This window comes from Candidatus Jordarchaeum sp. (assembly GCF_052745115.1).
The window spans coordinates 1-24,187 of the sequence record NZ_JBRAKS010000004.1 but is presented as its reverse complement, the minus strand read 5'-3'; the positions used below and the strand labels follow the sequence as shown (position 1 = coordinate 24,187).

At 39.4% G+C, this 24,187-nt stretch carries 24 protein-coding genes; 15 read left to right on the top strand and 9 right to left on the bottom strand.

Features of this window, described 5'->3' with window-relative positions; all coding sequences use genetic code 11:
• Positions 1 to 73: 73 nt before the first annotated feature.
• The 4 genes from lysX to ACUVXA_RS00720 form a co-directional block, all read right to left on the bottom strand.
• The gene (gene lysX, locus ACUVXA_RS00735) at positions 74 to 919 is read right to left on the bottom strand and encodes a lysine biosynthesis protein LysX (RefSeq protein WP_445869311.1); all 846 of its coding nucleotides are present in this window, start codon (positions 917 to 919) and stop codon (positions 74 to 76) included.
• Between the two features lie 81 nt (positions 920 to 1,000).
• Entirely contained in the window at positions 1,001 to 1,174 is a 174-nt protein-coding gene (locus tag ACUVXA_RS00730) for a lysine biosynthesis protein LysW (RefSeq protein WP_445869310.1), read from the bottom strand.
• Between the two features lie 129 nt (positions 1,175 to 1,303).
• Entirely contained in the window at positions 1,304 to 2,797 is a 1,494-nt protein-coding gene (argH, locus tag ACUVXA_RS00725; protein ID WP_445869309.1) for an argininosuccinate lyase, read from the bottom strand.
• A 23-nt stretch (positions 2,798 to 2,820) separates the two neighbouring features.
• Complete coding sequence (locus ACUVXA_RS00720) at positions 2,821 to 4,041, bottom strand: argininosuccinate synthase (protein ID WP_445869325.1); 1,221 nt, start codon at positions 4,039 to 4,041, stop codon at positions 2,821 to 2,823.
• Positions 4,042 to 4,394: 353 nt separating this feature from the next.
• Between ACUVXA_RS00720 and ACUVXA_RS00715 the strand changes: the two genes are divergently transcribed.
• From ACUVXA_RS00715 to ACUVXA_RS00705, 3 genes are all read left to right on the top strand, one after another.
• Positions 4,395 to 5,060, top strand: a complete 666-nt coding sequence (locus tag ACUVXA_RS00715) for a hypothetical protein (RefSeq protein WP_445869308.1) — start codon at positions 4,395 to 4,397, stop codon at positions 5,058 to 5,060.
• A gap of 170 nt (positions 5,061 to 5,230) precedes the next feature.
• Entirely contained in the window at positions 5,231 to 5,989 is a 759-nt protein-coding gene (locus tag ACUVXA_RS00710) for a tetratricopeptide repeat protein (RefSeq protein ID WP_445869307.1), read from the top strand.
• A gap of 75 nt (positions 5,990 to 6,064) precedes the next feature.
• Positions 6,065 to 7,312: a hypothetical protein gene (locus ACUVXA_RS00705; protein ID WP_445869306.1), complete on the top strand. Its 1,248-nt coding sequence runs from the start codon at positions 6,065 to 6,067 to the stop codon at positions 7,310 to 7,312.
• 73 nt (positions 7,313 to 7,385) lie between these two features.
• Here ACUVXA_RS00705 and ACUVXA_RS00700 read toward each other — a convergent pair whose 3' ends face one another.
• Positions 7,386 to 8,087 (bottom strand): ACT domain-containing protein, encoded by a 702-nt coding sequence (locus ACUVXA_RS00700; RefSeq protein ID WP_445869305.1) that lies wholly within the window; start codon positions 8,085 to 8,087, stop codon positions 7,386 to 7,388.
• Positions 8,088 to 8,292: 205 nt separating this feature from the next.
• Positions 8,293 to 9,255 (bottom strand): hypothetical protein, encoded by a 963-nt coding sequence (locus tag ACUVXA_RS00695; RefSeq protein WP_445869304.1) that lies wholly within the window; start codon positions 9,253 to 9,255, stop codon positions 8,293 to 8,295.
• Positions 9,256 to 9,514: 259 nt separating this feature from the next.
• Here ACUVXA_RS00695 and ACUVXA_RS00690 point away from each other — a divergent pair, with 259 nt between their 5' ends.
• Together ACUVXA_RS00690 and ACUVXA_RS00685 are read left to right on the top strand one after the other, a co-directional pair.
• Complete coding sequence (locus ACUVXA_RS00690; protein ID WP_445869303.1) at positions 9,515 to 9,925, top strand: PadR family transcriptional regulator; 411 nt, start codon at positions 9,515 to 9,517, stop codon at positions 9,923 to 9,925.
• A gap of 30 nt (positions 9,926 to 9,955) precedes the next feature.
• Entirely contained in the window at positions 9,956 to 12,196 is a 2,241-nt protein-coding gene (locus ACUVXA_RS00685) for a CDC48 family AAA ATPase (RefSeq protein ID WP_445869302.1), read from the top strand.
• A gap of 421 nt (positions 12,197 to 12,617) precedes the next feature.
• Here the strand turns inward: ACUVXA_RS00685 and ACUVXA_RS00680 are convergent, their stop codons facing one another.
• A complete protein-coding gene (locus ACUVXA_RS00680; protein ID WP_445869301.1) occupies positions 12,618 to 13,172 on the bottom strand; it encodes a hypothetical protein in 555 nt (184 codons plus the stop codon).
• Positions 13,173 to 13,612: 440 nt separating this feature from the next.
• Here ACUVXA_RS00680 and ACUVXA_RS00675 point away from each other — a divergent pair, with 440 nt between their 5' ends.
• A complete protein-coding gene (locus ACUVXA_RS00675) occupies positions 13,613 to 13,999 on the top strand; it encodes a bifunctional nuclease family protein (protein WP_445869324.1) in 387 nt (128 codons plus the stop codon).
• A 128-nt stretch (positions 14,000 to 14,127) separates the two neighbouring features.
• Here the strand turns inward: ACUVXA_RS00675 and ACUVXA_RS00670 are convergent, their stop codons facing one another.
• Entirely contained in the window at positions 14,128 to 14,529 is a 402-nt protein-coding gene (locus ACUVXA_RS00670) for a hypothetical protein (protein ID WP_445869300.1), read from the bottom strand.
• Positions 14,530 to 14,902: 373 nt separating this feature from the next.
• Between ACUVXA_RS00670 and hisS the strand changes: the two genes are divergently transcribed.
• From hisS to hisIE, 9 genes are all read left to right on the top strand, one after another.
• Positions 14,903 to 16,189, top strand: coding sequence for a histidine--tRNA ligase (hisS, locus tag ACUVXA_RS00665; protein WP_445869323.1), 1,287 nt, complete (start codon positions 14,903 to 14,905; stop codon positions 16,187 to 16,189).
• A gap of 140 nt (positions 16,190 to 16,329) precedes the next feature.
• On the top strand, positions 16,330 to 17,619 hold the full coding sequence (gene hisD, locus ACUVXA_RS00660) for a histidinol dehydrogenase (RefSeq protein ID WP_445869299.1): 1,290 nt from the start codon (positions 16,330 to 16,332) through the stop codon (positions 17,617 to 17,619).
• Entirely contained in the window at positions 17,609 to 18,727 is a 1,119-nt protein-coding gene (gene hisC / locus ACUVXA_RS00655; protein WP_445869298.1) for a histidinol-phosphate transaminase, read from the top strand. Before hisD ends, hisC begins: the two co-directional genes overlap by 11 nt.
• A 77-nt stretch (positions 18,728 to 18,804) precedes the next feature.
• On the top strand, positions 18,805 to 19,956 hold the full coding sequence (locus tag ACUVXA_RS00650) for an HAD family hydrolase (protein WP_445869297.1): 1,152 nt from the start codon (positions 18,805 to 18,807) through the stop codon (positions 19,954 to 19,956).
• A gap of 1 nt (position 19,957) precedes the next feature.
• On the top strand, positions 19,958 to 20,539 hold the full coding sequence (hisB, locus tag ACUVXA_RS00645; protein WP_445869296.1) for an imidazoleglycerol-phosphate dehydratase HisB: 582 nt from the start codon (positions 19,958 to 19,960) through the stop codon (positions 20,537 to 20,539).
• Entirely contained in the window at positions 20,539 to 21,141 is a 603-nt protein-coding gene (hisH, locus tag ACUVXA_RS00640) for an imidazole glycerol phosphate synthase subunit HisH (protein WP_445869295.1), read from the top strand. The genes hisB and hisH overlap by 1 nt, the downstream gene beginning before the upstream one ends.
• Before the next feature lie 5 nt (positions 21,142 to 21,146).
• Positions 21,147 to 21,863: a 1-(5-phosphoribosyl)-5-[(5-phosphoribosylamino)methylideneamino]imidazole-4-carboxamide isomerase gene (hisA, locus tag ACUVXA_RS00635; protein ID WP_445869294.1), complete on the top strand. Its 717-nt coding sequence runs from the start codon at positions 21,147 to 21,149 to the stop codon at positions 21,861 to 21,863.
• A 1-nt stretch (position 21,864) separates the two neighbouring features.
• Entirely contained in the window at positions 21,865 to 22,665 is an 801-nt protein-coding gene (hisF, locus tag ACUVXA_RS00630) for an imidazole glycerol phosphate synthase subunit HisF (protein ID WP_445869293.1), read from the top strand.
• 10 nt (positions 22,666 to 22,675) lie between these two features.
• Complete coding sequence (hisIE, locus tag ACUVXA_RS00625) at positions 22,676 to 23,374, top strand: bifunctional phosphoribosyl-AMP cyclohydrolase/phosphoribosyl-ATP diphosphatase HisIE (RefSeq protein ID WP_445869292.1); 699 nt, start codon at positions 22,676 to 22,678, stop codon at positions 23,372 to 23,374.
• 71 nt (positions 23,375 to 23,445) lie between these two features.
• Here hisIE and ACUVXA_RS00620 read toward each other — a convergent pair whose 3' ends face one another.
• Entirely contained in the window at positions 23,446 to 24,036 is a 591-nt protein-coding gene (locus ACUVXA_RS00620) for an HAD family hydrolase (RefSeq protein ID WP_445869291.1), read from the bottom strand.
• Between the last annotated feature and the right edge of the window lie 151 nt (positions 24,037 to 24,187).

Genomic DNA, 24,187 nt, shown 5'->3' with positions numbered 1-24,187 from the left:
TATCATAGAATCCAGTGTTTCAAGATTTCAGAAATTTTATTCTTCTGGTTCGAATAGAATCAGATTATTATTGTTATTCGCATGTTTGTAAATACTCCACAATTTTTTCTGGAATGTTGACTTCTGTGGCTGATACTATGTGTCTGAACCCCGGTGCGTGGTTAACCTCGTTTACAAGAAGTTGTCCCTCTTTTTCAAAGAAGTCTACTCCCACAATTTCACCTTTAGTCGCGGAGACTGATTTTAAAGCTAAATCTTCCATTTCAGGGGTAATCTCACATATTTCCGCTTTCGCCCCTATAGTTGCGTTGCTTCTCCAATCTCCCGGGATTAAATAGCGATACATCGCAGCAACTACAGATTCACCTATCACAAAAGCTCTAATGTCCTTTCCACTGTTAATAAATTCTTGTAGGTAGTAAACCTTGTGTAAAAATGAACCTAAAATCTCCCTTGATTCAAGTATAGCCTTTGCCGATTGCTCGTCCTTAAGGATTGCTACCAGCCTTCCCCAGCTTCCAATTAACGGTTTAAGAATGGCAGGATATCCTAACTCCTCGAGAGCTTCCAGAGCTGATTCATAAGAAAAAGCGACACAGGTTTTAGGGGTCGATATACCAAACTTATTCAATGTTACGGAGGTTTTCAGTTTATTTCCACAGATTTCTTGACACTCGGTTGAGTTTATTATCCTAAAACCCTGAGATTCAAGAACCGCTGAAGAGTAGAGCCCCTTGGTATAACTCACGGATCTTTGAAGAAAAAGATCAATTTCTGAAAATTCTTTTCCATTCTGAATTTTTAGATGCATTTTTCTGCTATCGTAAGGTTTGATTTTTATTCCCTGTTTTTTCGCTTCTTCCACGATTGCTTTTTCTTCCCATGAAATCTGATTATAAATCAGCCCTATATTAGTCAATATTTTCACCTATATTGTTTCCTCAATTTATCTATATAAATAAAAATTTAATAAAATAGGGAATGCTATAAACGTATAGTTTTATTCTCCCCAGTCTTCTTCCTCGAGTTGCGCAACCTCGAAAACGATGCCTCCGTTATTCTTCTCGATTACTTCTAGTTGAATTGCGCAGTCGGGGCACTCGACTATTTCGCCAATCATAAGATCCTCTTCTATAACGAATTCAAAGTAGCATTCAGGGCATTTGCAATTCATTCCGGTGACCTCCGATTTCAATAAAAATGTAGTTTTGTGTTTGAGGGCAAAAATGAGAAATAATATAAAAACATAATGTGTCAAAAATAACTGTATCTAAGCAACTAGTTCCGAACAGAACACAGTTCACTAACGGGTTGAATCTTGAATGAGCTTCTCAAGCTTATTATAGGTAGATTCTATCTTGTCAACTCTTTGGGCAAGGTTGACCATTTTCGAATTCAGTATTTCCTTTCTATTTGCTAGCATTCTTCTTACCTCAGCAGGAGCAGGACCGCCAATATGGTTTCTTCTCTCTATAGTTGTTTTCGGATCAATAGCCTTTTCAATCATATCTGTGTTTATCCTAATTACTTTTCCAGTCTCACTCTTGATTAGGCTAGTCAGGAGGCCGGGATCTGCCTTATTTCCACTTTTAAGAGTCTGTTTAACATAAATTCCTACTATTCTATGAGCTAAACGAAACGGTGTTTGTGTTTCCTTAATTATTAAATCCACAAGCTCGGTGGCCGTGGAGTAACTATCTGATATCAGGTTTAGCATTCGTTCCTGATTGAACTTGATTGTGCTAACTAAACCCGGCATAATTTGCAGTATAGACTTAACTGTGTCTAAACCGTGAAAAATGGGTCCCTTAATCTCTTGTTGGTCTCTGTTATATCCCGAAGGGATCCCCTTAAGTATGGTAAGAACCTGTACTAGATATCCGTAAATTCTGCCAACTCGACCTCTAGTGAGTTCAGCTACGTCAGGGTTCTTTTTTTGAGGCATTAAACTACTTCCGGTTGTATAAACCTCGTCTAGCTCGATTACACCGAACTCTCTCGTGGACCACCAAATTATTTCTTCGCATAACCTACTAAGAACAATCATCAAAAGAGATAGGGCAAATAGTATCTCGGATTCAACTTCTCCTCTGGAGGATATAGCGTCCATGGTGTTTTCTTGAACACCATCAAAGCCTAGAAGATTCGCGGTTAACTTTCGATCTATGGGCCAACTAACACCACTAATTGCTCCAGAACCAAGAGGACACAAGTTAACTCTATTATATACCTCCTCTAATCTGTCCACAATTCGTAAAAGAGGGTCAACATATGCACCACACCAGTGTGCAACAGTTGTGGGTTGTGCCTCACGCGTATGAGTGTAGCCTAACATAAGCGTCTCTAAATTTTTTTCTCCCACTGTAATAAAAGTGGAAATTAAATTAATAACTAATTTCATGACCTCATTTATCTGATCCCTGAGATACATTCTCATATCCACTAACACTTGGTCGTTTCTGGAACGCGCCAAGTGCATCATACCGCCATATTCCTCACCGATTTCTTCAATCACGGTCTTCTCAATGTTCATATGAATATCTTCTAACTCGGGTCGAAGCTGGAATTCTTTATTTTCAATACGCTCCTTTATCTTCCATAGTGAGACCAGAATCCTCTGAAGTGTTTTCTTACTTATAGCACCTATACTATATAACATGTAATCATGTGCAACAGTTCCAAATATGTCATAGATGGCTAGTCTTTCGTCGAGTTGTACATCCTTTTCAGCCGTGAATCTTTCCACTTCTTCCTTGGCTTTTTTACTAAATCTGCCTCCCCAAAGCTTATCACTCATTAGATTTTCCTTCTCTAGTGCATTTACTTGGATTTCACAGTTTTCACATTTTTGCTTTCTGGTTTGAGCACCTGAGCCATTCTTGACTGTAATCCCCATAACTCAATAAAGCCCAGTGATGCGAGCTGGTTGAAAGTGGATTTTCGGTCATAGGTTGCAAGATTCTCATCATAAAGGGCATAATCCGAGCTGCGGCCAACAACGGTAGCGTTCCCCTTATAGAGCTTAACACGCACAGTTCCGGTGACTTTTTTGTTTACACTATCTATGAATGCTTCCAAGTCTCCCATAAGTGGCTCAACCCAAAGACCGGTGTAAACCAAATTTGCCCACTGTTCATCAACAAGTTTTTTAAAGGTATTTTCATGTCTAGTACAAACCAATTTTTCAAGATCCTTATGCGCTTTAAGAAGAATCGTGGCTGCGGGGCACTCGTAAACCTCCCTTGACTTTAGACCGACAATTCTATCCTCCATGTGGTCGATTCTTCCAACTCCGTTGATGCATCCCAACTCGTGAATCTTTAGAATTAAATCTACACCGTTCATCCGAACACCATTAACAGAAACCGGGACTCCTTCTTCGAAACCTATCTCAAAATAAGTTGGCTCATCTGGAGCATCTTCGGGAGAAGTTGTCCAAAGGTACGCATCGTTGGGAGGCTCAACTTCAGGATGCTCCAAAACTCCACACTCAATACTCCTACCCCACAAATTCTCATCAATACTATACGGCGACTTCACTGTAACCGGAATCGGAATATCTCTCTCCTCCGCATAGGCAATCTCCTCATCTCGGCTCATACCCCACTCAACCACTGGCGCAATAATCTTCATATCTGGCGCAAGGGTGTTAATCGTAACAGAAAAACGTACCTGGTCATTTCCCTTACCGGTGCATCCGTGTGCAATGCCTTTAGCCCCTTCTTTCTTAGCGATTTCTACTCCCCATTTTGCGATTAGTGGTCGTGATAGAGATGAGCTTATTGGGTAAGCATCCTGATAGAGTGCATTAGCCTTTATTGCTTTAAAGACGTAATCCTTTACGAATTCTTCCTTCGCGTCGATTGTATAGTGTTTTTTGGCGCCAAGCTTTTTTGCCTTATCTTCTATTTCTCTAAATTCTTTAGATTGCCCCACGTTTAGGGTTACCGTGATAACATCTGTATTGTAATTTTCCTGCAACCATTTGAGCATGCAGGAAGTGTCTAAGCCTCCGGAATAAAGTAAAATACAGAGATCTATTTCCTCCGGTGTTGCGGTGAACGTAGCTATTCTATCTTTTATCAATACTTAACCTCCAAGTCGGGAAAAGTAGATGGGCAAAAGTAATATAGATTATAATTTCAATTTAACGTAATAATCAAAACAAATTCTATTGTAAAACGTTCTAAAAGTTACACATCTAAAAAATATCTGACACCTGCACTCAACTAATTGCTAAGATTCCTTAACTAATGTTAAATAATCCTACAATACTTAATTATAAGTTAAGTTGTGAACCCCTATTTTTAATCTATTTTTTTAGAAGTTTAGGACAGTAAATTTAATTTGAGAATTGCTCCTATATTCATATACTCTCATAAAAGGTGTTTGCCATGATTACTGAGAAAACTGCATTAGAATATTTAAATGACGCTAGAGAACATTTAAAAAATGTCGATTATACTGGGGCTTTTCTTAGATATATTCGTGCGGGGTGTTTTTTTAGAGAATCAAGCGATTTAGTGACCTCTTTTGATTGCTATAATAAAGCCATGCAATTGTTCCCCAAATATTTGAATAAACCACAGTACACTGCTCTGGTTTATAGTGGTTTTGCTTCTTATTACCGTGGTGTTGGTAAAAGTGATAAGTTCCTAGAATATCTTTCAGAATCTGTTAAGATGCATGTTAAAGCAGCTGAAGAAAGCCTAACCGAAGTTGGTAATAAAGGCAAGAAAAAAACTTCATTAATTAGCTTAGCGATTTCAGAGTATAGCTGGGCTTCATTCTGCAGCTTTCTCCTGGGTGAAAAAGAGCTGGCAAAGAATCTGGCTGTGAAAGTTGCTGAGTTGCTTGAAACCAAAAGATTGAAAAGGGGGATACGGGAGTTAGCAAAAACTTGTGAGGCTCTATTTCTGCGAAATTTAGACGACGCCCTGTTTCACTGGGTAAGATTTCAAGAAAAATTATCGAATGACTATTTTGGAGAAACTCAGTACTATGAGTATATACGCATTGTGGAAAATTGTTTTAATATTGTAAAGAGTGGAGAAAAATAAAAATTTTTATCAGGGATAAGTACTTTAATCCATAAATTTTTCCTAAAATTGTAATAGAAACAAAAATTTTTTAAAAGTATATTTCTCTTTTGATAAATAAATTCCGTTCATCAAAACATATAAGTTAGTCAAGTTATATTAAAGATTTAGAGATTTTCGGTGGGAAAGCTGTGAACGAAAAGAACTGCGAAATGATGATAAACAAGGCAAAGAAATACGAATCTCAAGCCACTGACACCGTGGCAGGTCAAGAATACATAGAAAAGGCAGCCGATAATCTAAAAGAAGCAGGAGACTGCTATTTTCAAATAAATAATTATGAAAAGGCGCTCAAATGTTATAAAGAAGCCTTGAAACATCATGAAAAACTTAAATATGCTGTCTCCGTAGCTATGGATTCCGAAGGTATAGCTAAGTGTTATCAAAATCTTGGAGAATTGGAGGAGTCTAAAAAATTTATGGAACAAGCTGCGGAAATCTACGCCAGTCAAGGCGAGAAAATGGCTATGGCGGGTAATCTTGTTTCCGCGGCTCTTCTTTACAGTGATGCGGCGCTAGCCTATAAGCTCTTTGGACATTCTGAAGCTTTTAGAAACCATTTTGAGTTAGCGGCTCAAAATTTCCTAGAATATGCTGAAACGCTATTAGAAGAAAACGATTACCGTTACGCCGCTTGTAACCTAGGTTGGGCTTCTTTATGCCACTTTGCAATATCCAATATTGATGATGCCGTTGACACCGCAAATAAGGCGTTAGGAATATGTGAAAAAAAAGGCGTAACCGATGATAACTACGAATTAGCTATTATGAGCAAGGCTATTTGTGATAACGACCTTCAAAGGGCGAAACAATCCCTTAATAAAATTCGTGAAAACCTTAGTGAAACAGAATTAAAAATCATAAATCAATGCCTTCAGAATTTGAAATAATTTATTGATTCTGCGAAGATTAATAAATATTATAATACTACAATTTATTAAGAATAACAATCATGGTGACCTACGTTGGCGTATAAGGAAAGCGATACAAAACGAAAGATCGAATACTATGCAGATACTGCTAACCTACTTCTTGAAGAGGAAGCATATGATATTGCATCTGATTTTTACACTTTAGCAGGCTTCTATAGCTTAAACTTAGGAGATTCCGCTTCAGCTAAAGAATTCACGGCTAAAGCCTTAGAATCATGTAGAAAGGGCAACATTCAAGATCACCATTATCTTTTTGCTTTATCGCTTCAGGAACTGAGCTCGAGCAATATCGATAAAGCCGTTGAATATTGGAATAGAACAAAGAGCAAATATACAGAAGATGAGATTGAGCTGGTGGAACAAATATTGGGTGCTCACAGGGAGGTGCTTCCTCAAGAAGGTGCTGAAGAAGCTTTGGATACTTTCTTAGAAGTTACTCAAGATGAAGAGGAAAGAGTGTCAATGGAGATATTTGAAGAAATAGCCCTAGAAACTACTCAGCAAAAGACGCAACCAGTTGAGGAAGCATCTCAGGAAACAATTTCACCTTATTGGGCTGAGGAAGAAACTCCAGCTGTAAGAGAAAAGGAATATCCGCAACCAGAAACACCAGTTCAAGAACCTGAGGAAGAGTGGGAATTAGTACCCGAACCTTCAGAACCAACACACATAGAACAACCCGAAATAGAACCAGTAATAAAAGAAGAAGCAGAAGAAATCATTCGAAGACCAGAACCCTTAGAACCAGCAAAAGAAACCTTTATTCCCTCTCAAATGCCTCCAAAACCACAAATAATGCCAGCAGCACCCAGAATAAGTCCCCAAGAATTTGAGTTATCAAAACCTCAACCTACAATCACTTCTCAACCTCCACCCATTGAAGGTGGGCCACCTGCACCAGTTAAAGAAGCCCCAATCACTTCCGCAATAAAAGTTTCTGGAAAAAACCTATATGATAGAATAAAAATAAGTGATATGGCTTGGAGAGTAGGAAGAACAGAAAAAGAGATGGTAGACGCGCTTTCAAATCTAATAAATCAAGGCAGAATCCCAGGATACATACAAGCAGGTGAATACATTCAAAATCCAAACGTAGAGAGAACCCAGCTCTCAACCCAAATTGCTCCCACACCCACAGCTGAAGCCCCAAGCAAATTCTTCACAACCTCTGAAGCAGACGTCACGGCTGCAACTAAAGAAGGATACAAACGGTGCGGAGTATGTGGAGTAGAAATCCCAGACTGGACAAGAATTTGTCCTAAATGTGGAGCAAAACAGTAAAATTACAGGCTTAAAAATAAGCCAAAACATCTAAAAATCTCTTTAAAAATTATCAAGCACTTCTGCCCAATTTTTATTTCATCATTTTACGAAGAGAAAGAATCTTATTTTCAAGTATTTGATAAGCCTTCAAAGCATCACTTCTTTCAACTATTAATAAGGTGTCTGTGTAACAGGAAATTATTTGGGTAATGTTTATACCATTAGTCGAAAGAAGGTCTGTAATATAAGCGATAACTCCGGGAACATCAATAATTTGTTTAGGGCTGATAATGACAATCGCAGATTGATCTTCAATCTCTAAAATTATATTCTTCTCACCAACTGCCTCTACGATTTTTTCTTTACTTTGCAAATCAGTTACCACGGTGAAGGTCTCAGTTCCTTGAGTCAACTGGAGGAAGCGAAAAGAGTTAAGAGATTTAAAAATATGTTCAAAGCGAATAAGGAAAATTTTTTGATTAATGGTTAAAATAGCTACATCATTCTTCAGTTCCAATATACTGTTAGCAATGACTCCTGCAACTTGCTCCTCTAAAAACTGTTTTTTTGATTGTAATTCGTCCGCATAACGCATCAAGGCCATTTTTATAGAGTCAACATTCACCGACTTTTTATCCACAATTTCTATTACCTGTTCCTTAATCATATCTGCTAGAGCTGAAAAATTAATTACCCCTTGACGTAACCCATCCATTATAGAAGGCTTACCACTCACAATCAGTCGCGCCGCCTCGGCAATTGAAATACTGTCTTGTTTTCCACTTCGAGGCATCACCATTCCTCATAAAATTAAAATCGATCGTAACTTTAACAAAACTTACTTATACATCTACTTTTCCATTTTTAAACTCTATCATATCTCACACTAAAAAGTAATATACGACTATTAACCGGAATCAAACACTCCCCAAAAAAATGCTAATAAAAATTATTTTCAAAAATTTCCAAAAACTTGTAGTATAAAACTAGTAATTTTACTAACTCTTATCCTCTAAGAGGCTTTTTAAGAGTTCCAGTGTCTTATCAAACTCTTCCTTCATCTTAGGGTTGTTAAAATTAAAATTCGGCAATACCTCTACCAAGATTTCCTTCCCAAATTCACCCGCCCCCTTTTCTCGAACTATTTTTCCCATCCTTTCTAATAGTCTCACCATCTCCACATTTTCATCTCCAGAATTAATAGCGGTTCTTAAACCCTTTACAAGTTCAAGCATTACCCGCTTCAAGATTTCATTATCCATCTGTTCAACCAATTCTAAACTATTTAATAATCCATCAAAGGCAGCATTGAATCTTTTTAACTCCCTCTTCATAATCTCCCTGTATTCTTCCTCCTTTAATAGTGACAAATAACTTTCAAACAAATTATTCAAGCATATTAACCCATCTACTCGACTACTAATCGATAAAAAATACTCTTTAATCTGAAAATAGCACTCTGCTGCAGAATTGAAAAAATCAAAAGCCTCATCAAATAATTCTTTGTCTAAGCTATCTTTCGCAGCTGAGATAAAAAGTTCCCCCGCTCTACTATAGTAATGGCAAACCGAAACCCGTTCATCAATCTTGCTTTGACAAACCGCAGCCCTCCTTAAATTACGAGCCAGAGCAACCTTACCAATTTCCTCAGCCTTCCTATCCGCAAGAATACACTGCACTAAAGCCTTCTTATAATACAACCGATAATTATCTTCATCAGACAAACGCTCAAAACACTGCGCCGCACTCTCGTACATCCCCCCCGCACGCAACGGTTCGCTACACTCCACCCAACAATCACCAGACTTGATAGCAAATTTAGCTGCAGACACATAGTTCTTCATTCCCCCGTAAATTATAGAAATTGTCTGGAAGTCGCGGGCGGCATCAACAATTCTCCCTACAGAATAATTTCGCTCAGCATCCCTAATCGCAGTCTCTAAATTCCTATCTTTACTCATTAGACCACCCTAAGACCATCCACTTGCCTAAAAAATTTTTGAACAATAATAATTTTGTGTTAATAAATTTTGATGAACTACTTGATTTTTGCTTTCCTCTATTATACCTATTCTTCTACACTGTTGATATAGTTTTTGTTACTGCTGATTCAAACTTTAAAGAGCGTTTTATCCGCAAAACTTATATAACGTCCCTCAATATATAGTATTGCTATATATTGTAACACATAATATAAGAATAATGAAGGCAGGCTGAAAAATGGACGAGCTAGAAAAAAAATTACAATCATGGATAAGAGAAATGAACCGAGGAATACTAGAACTATTCGTACTTGCACTAATAAAAACCGAATCAATGCACGGAGCACAAATCTCAAAAAGAATGTACAAACTAAGCGAAGGAAAAATAGAACTCAAACCCGGAACCATATACCCCCTACTCAAACGCCTAGAAGAAGACGGATGGATAAAAAGCCAAATCCACCAACCAGAAGGAGAAAGAGGACCCGAAAGACACATCTACTTCCTAACAAGCTCCGGCGACAAACTATTCCAAGAAATGCTCACACACTTCTCAGAATCAATATACAACCTACTATACTTCATAGACGAAGAATTCGGACTACTAAAACGCCTGCAATCAATCATGAAAGAACTAGATAAAAGTTAATCATAATCATTTATGGGAGGACAAAATAGAATGGCACAAGAAGTAGAGTTAAAAGTAGCAGAAATAGATCGAAGAAGCGCAGGAAGAGGAATAGTCCGAGTAGACCCTGACGCCATGTCCAAACTCGGAGTATCCTCCGGAGACATAATAGAAATCAACGGGCATAAAAACACTGGCGCCATAGTAATGTACGGACCACCAGAAGACCGAAGAACCGGACTCATACGCATGGACGGACTAGTACGACAAAACGTCGGAAGCAGCCTCGGAGAATACGTAAAAGTCAGAAAAGCAGACACCAAACCCGCAAACAAAGTAGTCCTCGCCCCCGCAGAAGAAGGCAGCAGACTCCGAGCAAACGAAGAAGCACTAAAAGGAACACTAATCAACAGACCAGTAACAAAAGGAGACCTCATCAGCATAATGGGAACCATACCCAGACAAAGAGAGGATGCATTCCCATTCTTCGGACCAGCAAGACCCTTCTCCCTCGGAGAAATAAGACTAGTAGTAACCCAAACCACACCCGCCGGAATAGTACAAATCACCGACACCACAAAAGTAGAACTCCTACCCGAAGCAGTATCCCTAGCCAAAGCAGTACCCCTCGTAACCTACGACGACATCGGCGGCCTAGAAGACGCCATATTAAGAGTAAGAGAAATGATCGAACTACCCCTAAAACACCCCGAACTATTCCAAAGACTAGGAATCGACCCCCCAAAAGGAGTACTACTACATGGTCCGCCTGGATGTGGCAAGACTTTGTTAGCTAAAGCTGTTGCCAACGAATCTGACGCCTACTTCATATCACTTAATGGACCCGAAATCATGAGTAAATTCTACGGAGAATCAGAAGCAAAAATAAGAGAAATTTTTGAGGAAGCCGAGAAAAACGCTCCCGCAATCATATTCATAGACGAACTAGACTCCATAGCACCCAAAAGAGAAGAAGTAACCGGCGAAGTCGAAAGAAGAGTAGTAGCCCAACTACTCGCACTCATGGACGGACTCAAAGGCAGAGGAAGAGTCATAGTAATCGGAGCCACCAACCGGCCAAACAGCCTAGACCCCGCGATTAGAAGACCCGGAAGATTCGACCGCGAAATCGAAATCGGAATACCCGACAGAAACGGCAGAAGAGAAATATTCACAGTACACACCAGAGCCATGCCCCTCGACGAAAACGTAAACCTAGACGAACTCGCAAACCGCACACACGGCTACGTCGGAGCAGACATAGCAGCACTAGCCCGAGAATCAGCCATGCACCGACTAAGACAAGTACTACCCGAAATAAACCTCGAAGAAGAAACCATCCCCCAAGAAACCCTAGAAAAACTAGTAGTAGACCAAAACGACTTCGAAGAAGCCATGAAAATGGTACACCCCACAACAATGAGAGAAGTAATGCTCGAAATTCCCAACGTCAAATGGGAACAAATCGGCGGACTACAAAACATCAAACAAGAACTAAAAGAAGCAGTAGAATGGCCACTCAAATACCCCGAACAATTCAAAAAAGTAGGAATCAGACCACCAAGAGGAGTATTACTACATGGTCCGCCTGGATGTGGCAAGACTTTGTTAGCTAAAGCTGTTGCCAACGAATCAGAAGCCAACTTCATATCCATCAAAGGACCAGAAGTATACAGCAAATGGGTCGGTGAGTCTGAGAAAGCAATTAGGGAAGTTTTCCGTAAGGCTCGTAGTGCTGCGCCGTCGATTATTTATTTTGATGAGCTTGATTCTTTGGCTCCTCGTCGTGGCACTTGGGAGGGTAGCCGTGTTTACGAGAGTGTTTTGAACCAGTTGTTGGTTGAGATGGACGGTCTTGAAGAGCTGAAGAGTGTTGTGTGTGTTGCCTCAACGAATCGGCCCGACCTTGTGGATCCTGCTTTAATGCGTCCTGGACGCTTTGACCGCTTGGTTTTGGTTCCTGCTCCGGACCGAGAGAGTCGTTTGAAGATTCTTGAGATTTACACGGTGGAGGCGGGTATGCCTCTTGCTAAGGATGTTAGCCTGGAGCGCCTTGCGGATATGACTGAGGGCTTCTCTGGTGCTGATTTGGAGAACTTGTGTCGCGATGCTGGTATGGCTGCGATTCGGGAGTTTGGTCGTGACGTTGAGAAGGTTAGTTTGAAACATTTTAAGGAGGCTATGGAGCGGGTTACTGCGAGCATTACGCCCGAGATGGTTAAGCAGTACGAGGAGATTCAGAAGAGGCTGGTTGGTAAGCGGGAGAAGCCTGACTTGAGCTATCTTACTTAAAACGGTTTTTCATTAGCCTTTCTTCCTCTTTTTCCATTTTTTACCGTATACGGGAAGTATATGCTTGTATTTTGCTCAACAAGTTTCCCCGAAAAGAAGCGTTTTTTTAAGCCCCCGAAACAAGGGAATAAACAACCACATAATTAACGAGAAACACACGTGAACAAAATTAATAGAAAAGGTGGGCACATGTTCTAAAAGCACATGGTTGCCCAAAATAAGGTCATTCCAGACCACTCACCGGCTGAAAGGCGCCCCACACCTTCCGCATAAGGGCGCAAAAAATGGTACAACCCTTGCAAAAACCGTTCTCCAGCTACGGATATTGAAAGTTTTTTATTTGTTGATTGGAAAAGTAGATTTTGGATTTTTTTGTGTTTTATTGTTTTTACATGTTGTTTTTGGATTATATTAGTTTAGGTTAGATTATGTCGTTTTTTTGGGCTCTGTTTTTCCAGTATTGGCCGTATGCTAGTAGTGTTGCTGTTGTGATGAGGCATGCGACTACGATTATGAGTGATAGGTAGACGTCGAAGTCGGTGTATTTTCGCAGAAGGTGGTGGAGTGCTACCCAAGCGTAGCTGAATGTTAGTATGCCTATGCTGGCGAAGGATATTCCGCCTTTTAGTAGTTGGTTTCCGTAGTGGTCTGTGTATTCGTTGAAGGTTTTTTGGATTTCGGTCCATTTTTGTGTTTGTTTTTGTTTTTGTAGTTGTTTTTTGGTTTGTTGGGCTTGGTTTTTTATCCATTTTAGTCCGTAGTAGTTTATTGTGAATCCTGTTATGGTTAGTATGATGCTGCTTATGATGTATACTCTTATGTAGTCGGGGGTGATTGGGGGTATGGGGGTGAAGATCATTCGGGTTAGTATTCCGGTGGATATGATTAGAAATCCAAGGCAGGTGATTAGTGTTCCCCATAATTGTATTTTTCTTCCGGTTTCGAAAAAGTCGTGCTTTACGATATGTTCGCTCATCAATTTTATCACCTTGTGCACTGTATAATTTGGTGTTAGGAACTTCTTTTATTTTTAATACATATAAAGCTTACAGCTATTTGAGGCATATATTCCAAATTGTGTGAATTATTTTTTGTTGACGCGGGGTTTTTAAAGCTACTGTTTTGATTCTGGTTATTTTGGAGTCGTTTTTTAAAAATTATTGATGATTTTTATATATTTTTTATTGTTATAAGAGAAATGGTTTTTTGGTTCCTGTGGGTTGCTTTTTTGAATAATTTTAAATATCTGTCTACTGTTTGTTTATTATAGCTCTGATGACGGGAATTTTTCGCCGATTTTTTCCTTCTTTCAGAGTATAATCTCACAGGGTTAAGAAATTGATAGATTCCGGTAATGTAAAAGTAGGAGTTCGTGGAGTATATCTGGCTCAAACTAATTACGGAAAGTCTCCTGTTGTGGTACTGGCTGATGGAAAAGGTAGATTGTTGCTGATCTTTATTGGCGCCTTTGAGGCGGCGAGTATACAAATGGCTTTGAACGACTTAAAACCTGAGAGACCAGGAACACACGACCTATTAGTCAGTTTACTTTATGAGATGTCCACTGAAGTTGAGAGAGTATCGATAATCGATATAAAAAATGGAGTCTACATTGGGCGGATAAACGTTAAGTCCAATGGTTCGAATAAAAGTTTGGATGCAAGGCCGAGCGACTGTATCGCAATCGCCCTTAGAACAAAGTCGCCAATCTTTGTGAAAGAAGAAGTTATGGGCAGGTGCTCAGTTACAGAAGAATACTTCTCAAAATACTCTGACAGCATGGAAGACATTGAGTTAGGCTAAATTTTTTATTTCAAAAATTCTTCTTATTTTAAAACTAATTTGTTAAAAATCATACAATAGCGGAAGAAAGAATAACTGATAATGTTTTTACCTTGAGAATTGCGAACTTGTTATGATTGAATTATTTGTTAGGTTGTGCTTTGCAATTCTCTAGAGTGCTTCTCATCGATTAAAAGTTTGATTTCCTTTCCCCTAATTTTAATTAATTTGTATCTTTTGAGGGCGTTTATGGTGGTAGTGTAGCTTTTAATTAATCCTAGTGAAGTTTCATTCACAAAATCTATTTCTTCTATCATTTTGCCTGCTACCCAGTCTCGCATCTCAAATTTATCGCAGTTATTATGGTCTATCAGGAAGTTCACTATGTAAATGAGGGTGGGAAACTTTACTCTAATACCATGCTCGAAATCCTTGTGGAAATCTTCCAGTCTCTTTTTTAATCTGGTTTCAGCGGCTCTCTGATAGACTTCTTTGAATCTGTCCCTGAACTTGGTCCCATAAAACTCCGCGAGCCGAGTATACTCTTCCATATGTAATATTGAACCCATATATAAATATAAATAGTGATTATGGTTTTTTTACCAAGGTTCTAAATTCCTTTTTTCCAAAACCTGTATTTTTTAAAATATTCTAAACCCTAGAGTTTTTGGTAATTGGAAAAGTACCAGAAAGTTTATATCATATCATGTTTTACAAGAACCGCAGAGTCTAACGACTTGTCTTCGAACGAATGAAGAATCTGTGTTTCCAGAAAATGTTCTAAATCTGATTTGAGGTGTAGCACCGTGGCTGGAGTTGGCTGTTTCCACCTTTGTTAAGAATTTTCGCCTCATGATTTTGATTTTCTTGGGTCTTCCAGCTACTGTTACAGATAATTTTTTGGAGGTTAAAAAATGAGGAGGAATTCAGTTCACCAAGCTTAGAATTCCCAAAGGAACTCAAGACTACTACTTCGACTATTTGGAAAAGAGATCTTATATAGAGAATAAAATGAGGAAGAACTTTGAGCTTTGGGGTTATAAAGAGATTCGAACACCCACCTTTGAGTATTTTGAGTCGCTCGCTACAGGTACTGGTCTGGAATTGCAGGAGAGCATGTTCCGTTTCAAGGATAAGGGTGGGCGCCAGTTAGCCTTGCGTGCAGAAATGACTAGTCCCATTGCCCGTGTTGTGGCCACCGAGCTTAGGAGTCATCCTCTTCCTATGAGGATGTATTATTTAGCTCCCATGTTTCGCTATGAAGAGCCTCAGTCTGGTCGTCAGAGAGAGTTTTGGCATGCAGGAATTGAGCTTTTTGGAAGCAGTTTACCGGACGCCGATGCTGAAGTGTTAGCGGTATTTATTACCACTCTTGATGACATTGGTTTGAAAGGTGTTAGTGTGGAATTGGGGCATGTGGGTCTCTTCAAATCTATTGTTGAAGAGGCAGGCCTTTCTCTGGATGAAGCCGCTGCTATTCGGAGGAGTATTGATAAGAAGGATGATGCAAGTTTAGAAACGGCGTTAAAAGAGGTGGATGTGAGTTCCGCAATGAAGGATGTTTTCCGGCTGTTACCCAAACTACGTGGAGACATTAGTGTAACGAAGAAGATTCTGGACAATGTTGATAACGAAAACGTGGAGATCTGCATAAAAAACATCTCAGATACTGTCAAGCTCCTTGAACTGTATAAATTAGATTCCAGAGTTATGGTGGATTTGGGTATAGTTAGGGGAATTGACTATTATACGGGTGCGGTTTTTGAGGGTTTTGTCAAGGATTTGGGAACAGCGTTGGGCGGTGGTGGACGCTATGATAACCTAGTGGGGGAATTTACCGGTGAATCTATACCTGCAACCGGATTTGCTATAGGTGTGGACCGCTGTCACCTTGCATTAGAAAAGCAGGGATTCAAATTCCCTCTAAAAAATAGCCCTCAAATACTAATATTGTATATAGACCAGGAACTCAAGGGAGAAGCAGTAAAAATTGCAGTGAATTTAAGGAAGCTTGGATTATCAACTGAAATAGATATATTGGAGAGAAAACTGACTAAGGGATTGGAACATGCAAACAAGAGAGGGATACCGTACGTGGTTATCGTAGGGAAAACAGAATTTGAGCAGGGAGAAGTGGTGGTCAGAAACATGGAAAAAGAGATGCAAGAAAAAGTAAAAATTGAAAAACTCAAAAACTACTTCCAGAAGTGACACAGCATTCAGTTGAGAAAAAATTTGAACATTTTTCTATCTATAAAAAGGTAGTAACCTCCTAGCTTTTTGATATTTAGTGTTCCGTAATCTGCAACAATTTTTTGATAAAGAAGCTTGAAGGATTGGTGTGTGAAACGTTGGAAATAAGAAATTTGAACTCGCTCAAACCCAGTGAAAGGGAAGTAATAATATGTCGTAGCGGTTTAGACTTTGATAAAATAGTTCCCTCGGTGCGAGAAATTGTGGATGATGTAAGGCAAAGGAAGGACTTGGCGATTATCGATTACACCTCAAAATTTGATGGAGTAACTCTTACCAAAGAAAACATTAAGGTATCCCAAGAGGAAATAGATTCTGCTTATCAAAAGGTGTCAGAAAATCTGCTAAAAGCTGTTAAGAAGTCGATAAGTAACATTAGAAAGTTTCATAAAAAGCAGATACACGAATTCTCCTGCAAGACCCAAACTGGTGTTCGTGTCTCCCAAATAGTTAGACCCTTAGAACGGATCGGAATTTATGTTCCCGGTGGTAGAGCTGCCTATCCGTCAACGGTTTTGATGACCGCTGTTCCTGCTAGATTGGTGGGTGTAGAAAAAATAATGGTGTGTACTCCGCCCCGTGAAGACGGGAAGGTTAATCCCGCGGTTCTGGTGGCTTGTAATGAGGCGGGTGTGAACGAAATTTACCGAGTGGGAGGCGTACAAGCCGTAGCCGCTATGGCCTATGGAACACAGTTAATTCCCAAAGTTGAAGCAATATTCGGACCGGGCAACATATACGTCACAGCGGCCAAAATTTATGTTAGTAAAGATGTAAGAATTGATCTTCCCGCGGGGCCAAGCGAACTACTTATAATATCTGATGATACCGGGAATCCGAAGTTTATTGCGGCGGATTTAGTTTCTCAGGCCGAGCATGATCCTCAAGCTAGAGTGATACTTGTTACTACTTCTGAGAATCTAGCTCTTCAGGTTGAGAAGTTTGTCAAACAGTTTTCGAAACAATTTTTTGGTAAAGACGTGATTTCCAAGTCTTTGGAAAACTTGTGGATTCTGATTTCTAATAATTTAGATGAGGCTGTAGAATTTTCAAACAATTATGCGCCCGAACATTTAGAAATCTATGTAGAATCTCCCAAAACACTGTTAACAAACATTAAGAATGCAGGCGCAATATTCTTAGGACCTTTTTCTCCAGTTGCAGTGGGTGATTACTCCGCTGGCAGCAATCATGTTTTACCTACTGGGGGTTTTGCAAAATCATACTCGGGGCTGTCCTCATATAGTTTCATAAAGACTATCAGTGTGGTTGAATGCTCCTATTCTGGTCTCAAGGGGCTGGCTGACACCGTGGTAACCATGGCCGACGCTGAGGGTTTGCTGGCTCACGCGGAATCAATTAGAGTGAGGTTTGCAAATGAAAAATGAAAATCTCGTGCGCAGTATAGTGTCCAGTTTTAAACCTTATCAGGGAGAAATTAATCCCGATGAATTAGCGAAGAGACTAGGTCTCACAGCGGAAGAAATTTTGCCGCTTCACGCTAACGAAAACCTGTTTATAGAAAAAGACTGGATCATAGAAAGAGTTAAGGAAGCTATTACTACTCTGGATTTCCGTTCTTACCCTGATCCGGAAACCATTGAAGCCAGAAATGTGATCGCAGATCATTTTGGTATAGAAAGCTCCGAGATAGTATTGGGTAATGGAGCGGATGAGGTTTTAGACATTCTCGCTAAGGTGTTTATTGACCCTGGCTGCGAAACTATTATTTTAGAGCCGACCTTTGGTATTTATGGCATGTGTACCTTACTTCTGAATGGAAAACCTAAAGGTGTACTACTCAATGAAAACTTTTCACCTAACGTTAACGCGATGCTAGAAGCCCTAACACCTAAAACGAGAATGATATTCGTCTGCTCTCCGAATAATCCCACCGGGAATCAGTACTCTAAGAAAGATATCAAAAGGTTGGTGGAGGAAAGCGGTTGCATTGTGGCGGTTGATGAGGCGTATGCTGATTTTGCCGATTACACGTTGATTAAATGGATTCACGAATACGAAAACCTAATCGTTATCAGGTCTTTTTCCAAATCGTTCGGGATTGCTGGCCTGCGAATCGGATTCGCCGCCACCAACTCTGCATTGGCCGAAACTATAAGAAAAACGGTTTTCCCCTACAATGTTAATAAGCTTGCCCAGAAAATGATACCGATTTTAACCAAATATTGGGACTATTTATCCCAGAAAATATCCGAGATAAAAAAGGAACGAGAATTTCTCTACAATCAATTAATTAGAAACGGAAATCTGAAACCGTACCCGTCACAAACAAATTTTATGCTGGTAAAAGTGGTTAAACCCAATTTTACTGCTAAATCTTTGCAGAGCAGACTTTTGGACAAAGGGATCTTAGTTAGAGACCGTAGTGGGCTTCCTCTACTTGACAATTGCCTGAGAATAACTCTTGCACCGCGACCAGTGAATCAGAGACTGCTTGAATGTATTGATGAAATCTTCGGTGAGGAACCGGTATGAAGCACTATTTAGAAATAGAATCTCCCAGCGGTGAAAAAGCCTACCTGAAAAAGTCTTCAATAGGGCTTCTAGAAAAGTTGAAATCCCTAATATTTGACTGTGACGGGGTCCTGGTAGATGTTTCCGAATCTTTTCGGGCCGCAATTATAAAAACCACAAATTGGTATTTTAAGGAGTTAATTGGGCTCGGAAAAATTTCAGAGGATCTTATTACCACTGAAGAAACTGGATTTTTTAAAAACTCGGGTGGTTTCAACAATGACTGGTATTTAACTTACGGGGTAATATTATATTTTGTGAGCCTTCTCGTAATCCATCTAAAAAATCAAAAGGAAAAGATATTAGCTTTATTAAAAGGGAACGGTGACCTAAACTCAAAACTGAGTAGACTTAAAGAGTTTGGGGATTTATGTAAATCAAATGGTTTGGGCTCTTTTAAATTATTTTCCAGCCGCTTTGGTGAATGGAGCCTCAAAGATTTTGTAGATTCACTGGACGCGAGAGGTTTACCCTCTGCTGAGGAGAAAGCAACCAAGAAACTGATTAAAAGCCTTGGAATAACTAGGGATAAAGCATCAGAAATTTTAGAGAAGCTATGTCTTTATCGCGGAACAATTTTTGATTTTAACATTATTAAAAGATTTTTTGAAGAAATATACTCTGGAAATGAAGTTTTTGAAAAAGTTTATGGGATTAAACCTTTATTCTACAGTGGAACTGGCTTAATTGAGAATGAAAAGCTTATCTTAAAAAAAGAAGTTTTAGATACATTGATTCAGGATTTGGGTTTTTTAAGATTTGGTATTGCATCTGGTCGTCTGCGTAGCCAAACATTACCCGTACTTCGGAAATATGAGAATCTGGAAAGTTACTTTGATCTGGACTCTTCGATTTTCCTAGAGGATATAATGTCTGCTGAGGAGGCTTTTCGAAGCAAGGGAGTTGATGCAAATTTGGAAAAACCAGACCCCTACTCACTATTAAAAGTGGCTGAAAGGATAAATCCTCCAGGCCAGATTTTTGGCTATGTGGGAGACACAGCTTCCGATATTATCGCAGCAAAAAGGGCAGACGAGCAAAGTAAATATTCTGTCGTAAGTATAGGGGTTTTATGTTTCGCATCGGACATTAAAACTTTGACTAAAAAATTTCTTTCACTCGATGCCGATATTATACTCCCTTCTCCGAATGATTTATCATTTCTTTTTACCAATTTGGAGATGATGTAAAATGAGAACAGCTAATGTGAAGAGGGAAACGTTGGAAACCAAGGTAGAAATTGAAATGAATCTTGACGGAACTGGAAGAGGAAAGGTACAGACGGGTGTAAAATTTTTAGATCATCAACTACGTACACTTTCAAAACATTCACTGATAGATCTCGACATAAAAGCCGAGGGAGACCTAAGTCATCACATCATTGAGGATGTTGCAATAACATTGGGAGAAACGCTAACCAAGGCCCTGGGGAAAAAGAAAGGAATATTCAGATTCGGTTGGGCGATTACCCCCATGGACGACGCACTAGCCGTAGTTTCTATTGACCTTGGTGGTCGAAGCTACGTGACCCTAAATCTAAACTTAAAGGATTCTGTTATAGAAGATATGGAATCTGAGGATATAGAGCACTTTCTACTTTCTTTTACTCATGCTGCTAACCTGAATCTACATGCAAAAATACTATATGGCGATAACAATCACCACAAAGCCGAAGCCCTATTCAAAGCTCTGGCTTTATCTCTAAGACAAGCGGTCAGCATAGATCCCAGAAGAGGAGAAAGAGAGGTACCAAGTGTAAAGGGGACACTCTGATGCTTGTTGGTATAGTTGACTATGGAGTAGGTAATTTAAGAAGCTTAGAAAACGCGTTTCGGAAAGTGGGTGCTGATTGTATCATCTCAAGCCTACAGAACGAATTATCAAAGACAGACATCTTAGTTCTTCCGGGAGTAGGAGCATTTCGAGATGCAATAAAGAACCTAGAGTCACTCTCCAACTTTATTCTTGATAATGTAAGGCAGGGAAAACCCTTACTGGGAATATGTCTTGGAATGCAGCTTTTATTCAGCGAGAGCACCGAAGACGGCTTATACCAGGGACTGGACATAATTAAAGGAAGGGTAGTAAAACTACCCCCTAGCGTAAAAATTCCTCATATAGGCTGGAACACACTAATTAAAGAAAGAAATTCTCCTCTTCTAGAAGGCGTTCCCAATAATTCATACGTGTATTTTGTACACTCCTATTACCCAATACCCGAAGACCCCAATGTTAACCTAGCGCTAACCGACTATGGAGTCAAGTTTTCTTCTATAATTCAAGACAAGAATGTTTATGCAACACAGTTTCACCCAGAAAAATCGGGAAAAGTGGGAATCAAACTGCTGGAAAACTTGGTGAAATTTTTAAGGTAATAAAAATGTTAGTAATGCCTTCTGTTGATATTCTAGCCGGAAAATGTGTCCGATTAACTAAAGGTTCACCCGATACCGCCAAGGTCTACTATAAAAATCCTATAGACGCTGCTCTGCGATGGCAGAATGAAGGCGCAGAAGCCATCCATGTAATAGACCTTGACGCTGCTCTGGGTCTCGGCGACAATCTCGATATCATAACCAATTTAATAAAGACTGTTAATGCTAAAGTGGAGGTAGGCGGCGGTATAAGAAGCTTGGATAAGGCAGTTGAACTATATTCACAAGGAGCGGAAAGAGTGATACTGGGGTCAGAGGCGGTTAAAAATCCGGAAATTGTTAGTGATTTGGCTCAAAAAATTGGATCGAACCATTTAATGGTTTCGCTAGACTATAAAAAGGATAAGGTTGCTGTTGAAGGTTGGAAGAAAGTCACCAGATACAACTTGTTCCAAATGGCTTCAACTATGGAAAGATCGGGTGCTGGATGGATTCTATCAACCTCCGTTTCGCGAGATGGAACCTTTAAAGGAGTTGATTTAAAGACAATAGAGAAGCTAGTTCAATCCGTAAAGATTCGTGTGGTGGCTTCGGGGGGAGTTAGAAATCTCGATGATATTTTGAATCTTAAAAAAATTGGGGTGAGTGGAGTGGTTATAGGCAAAGCCTTTTTTGAAGGAACCATTGATTTGAAGGAAGCAATTAAGATGGGGACTAAGTAAAATGTTGGCAAAAAGAATAATTCCCTGTTTAGATATGACCGCTGGAAGAGTTGTAAAAGGTATAAAATTTAAAAACTTGAGAGATGCGGGCGATCCTCCTGAACTCGGCGAATTGTACAGCAGGCAGGGTGCAGACGAACTAGTGTTTCTGGATGTAACCGCATCCAGCGATAAACGAGAAATATTAATAGACGTTGTTAAACGAACCGCAGACAGAGTATTTATACCCTTTACAGTAGGGGGCGGCATAAGGAGCTTGGATGACGTCAGGCAAATTCTCTGCGCTGGAGCCGACAAAGTGTCTATAAACACCTCTGCGGTGGAGAACCCGGAACTGATTTTCCAATCTGCTCGAAGATTTGGGAGTCAATGCATAGTGGTTGCTATTGATGCGAAGAGAGTATACGAAAATCGGACTGATAGGATTGTAGTGGACACTCCTGAGGGGAAATGCTGGTGGGATGTGTACACCTATGGCGGCAGAAAGCCCACCGGAATAGACGCCATTAAATGGGCGATCCAAGTTGAAGAGAAGGGCGCGGGTGAGATTCTTCTTACAAGTATGGATTGTGACGGTACAAAGAATGGATACGATATACCTCTTACAAGAAAAATATGTGAAGCTGTTAATATTCCCATTATTGCAAGCGGTGGAGCTGGAAACCTAGAACACATTTATGAGGTTTTGACAGCGGGAAAGGCTGATGCGGCTTTAGCGGCGTCCATTTTTCATTACGGAACCTATACCATAAAAGAGGTGAAAAAATACCTCGCAGAAAGAAACGTTCCGGTAAGATTGTGAGGAAAAGAAGTTGAATCAAATAAGCAAAGAAATCATGGATAATCTCTTATCAAAACTGGACTTCAGTAAATTGGACGGCATAGTACCCGCTGTGGTTCAAGACATAGACACTAACACCGTACTCATGGTGGGCTTCATAAATAAGGAAGCTCTAATAAAAACATTAACAACAGGATATATGCATTATTACAGTCGAACACGAAAAAGAATATGGATGAAAGGAGAGGAGTCAAAACACTATCAAATAGTCAAGGAAATATACCACGATTGTGATGGTGACACTCTTCTTTTCAAGGTTAATCAGATTAAGGCGTGCTGCCATAAAGGCTACTTCACCTGTTTCCACAACAAAATAGTAGGTGAAGAATCTTTAAAGGAAAAACTCTTCGAACCAGAAAAAGTATACGGAAAGTCCAAGATCCTTGAAGAAGTCTTCAAGGTTATAAAAGATAGAATAGAAAAACAACCCGTTAAATCCTATGTAGCCAAACTAGTGCAACAAGGTAAAGACAATATACTGGAAAAAATTGAAGAAGAATCCACCGAACTCATACAGGCCTCAAAAAACAATAACGAACAGGAGATAATTCATGAATCCACGGACCTGCTCTTTCATACCATGGTCTTGCTAGCATACCAAAACATTAATCTAGATAAAATATTTGCTGAACTAAAATCTAGATACGAGGAAAAAACAAGTAAAAAATAGAATAAACATTCAATTTTTTTTCGAAATTAACTATGACGCATTAGGTACTCTTTAAATTCTGCTTTTCTTCTTTATATATTCTCAATTTCTTTTGATATCTCTTCAAGGGAACTTATAACCGCCATTCCCTTTATCTCCTTATAGGGCCGTTTAATTATCAACGCTTTGCATCCAACATTTCTAGCGCAGCGTACATCATTCCTTCTGTCTCCAATTACTAAAACCTCTTCACACGGTAGTTCCAAAAAGTCTACTGCGAGTTTTATTTGTTCTTGACGAGAGAAAGAATCCTCCCGGGTAAAAATAGCCTTAAAAAAATCTCTAATTCCTAATATTTCAAGCACCTTATATGTGGGGCTCTTTCCCTGTAGGGTGACAAGAATCAATTCATAATCTTCCTTTAACGACTCAAGAGCCCTCTTAGTTTCTGGAAAAATCTCCATAGTTTCATCTATAGCATCTAGTTCCACCTTATCTAAAGCTTCTAGAGCCTTTCTATAGCGTTCATGATCCTCCACCGATAATTTTTCGCACACGCTAAAAATTTGTTGAGCCTCTATCCTAGCCTCTAACACTTCTTTTAGTTTTTCCTGTAAAATATCCATATCTAAGTGCAATGCCACTAGAACTCCGTCCATATCGAAAACTATTCCCTTAACCATTCTTATACTTCCATTATTATTAATTAAATCAGGGAAGGAAGTCACCAATATTTTGTTGATAATTTCTGCGCAGGACTTACATACTCCCAAACTAAGATTGGTATATTAATTTTCCTCAAAAAATATTTACCAAATTTTATAATTTAAAAAA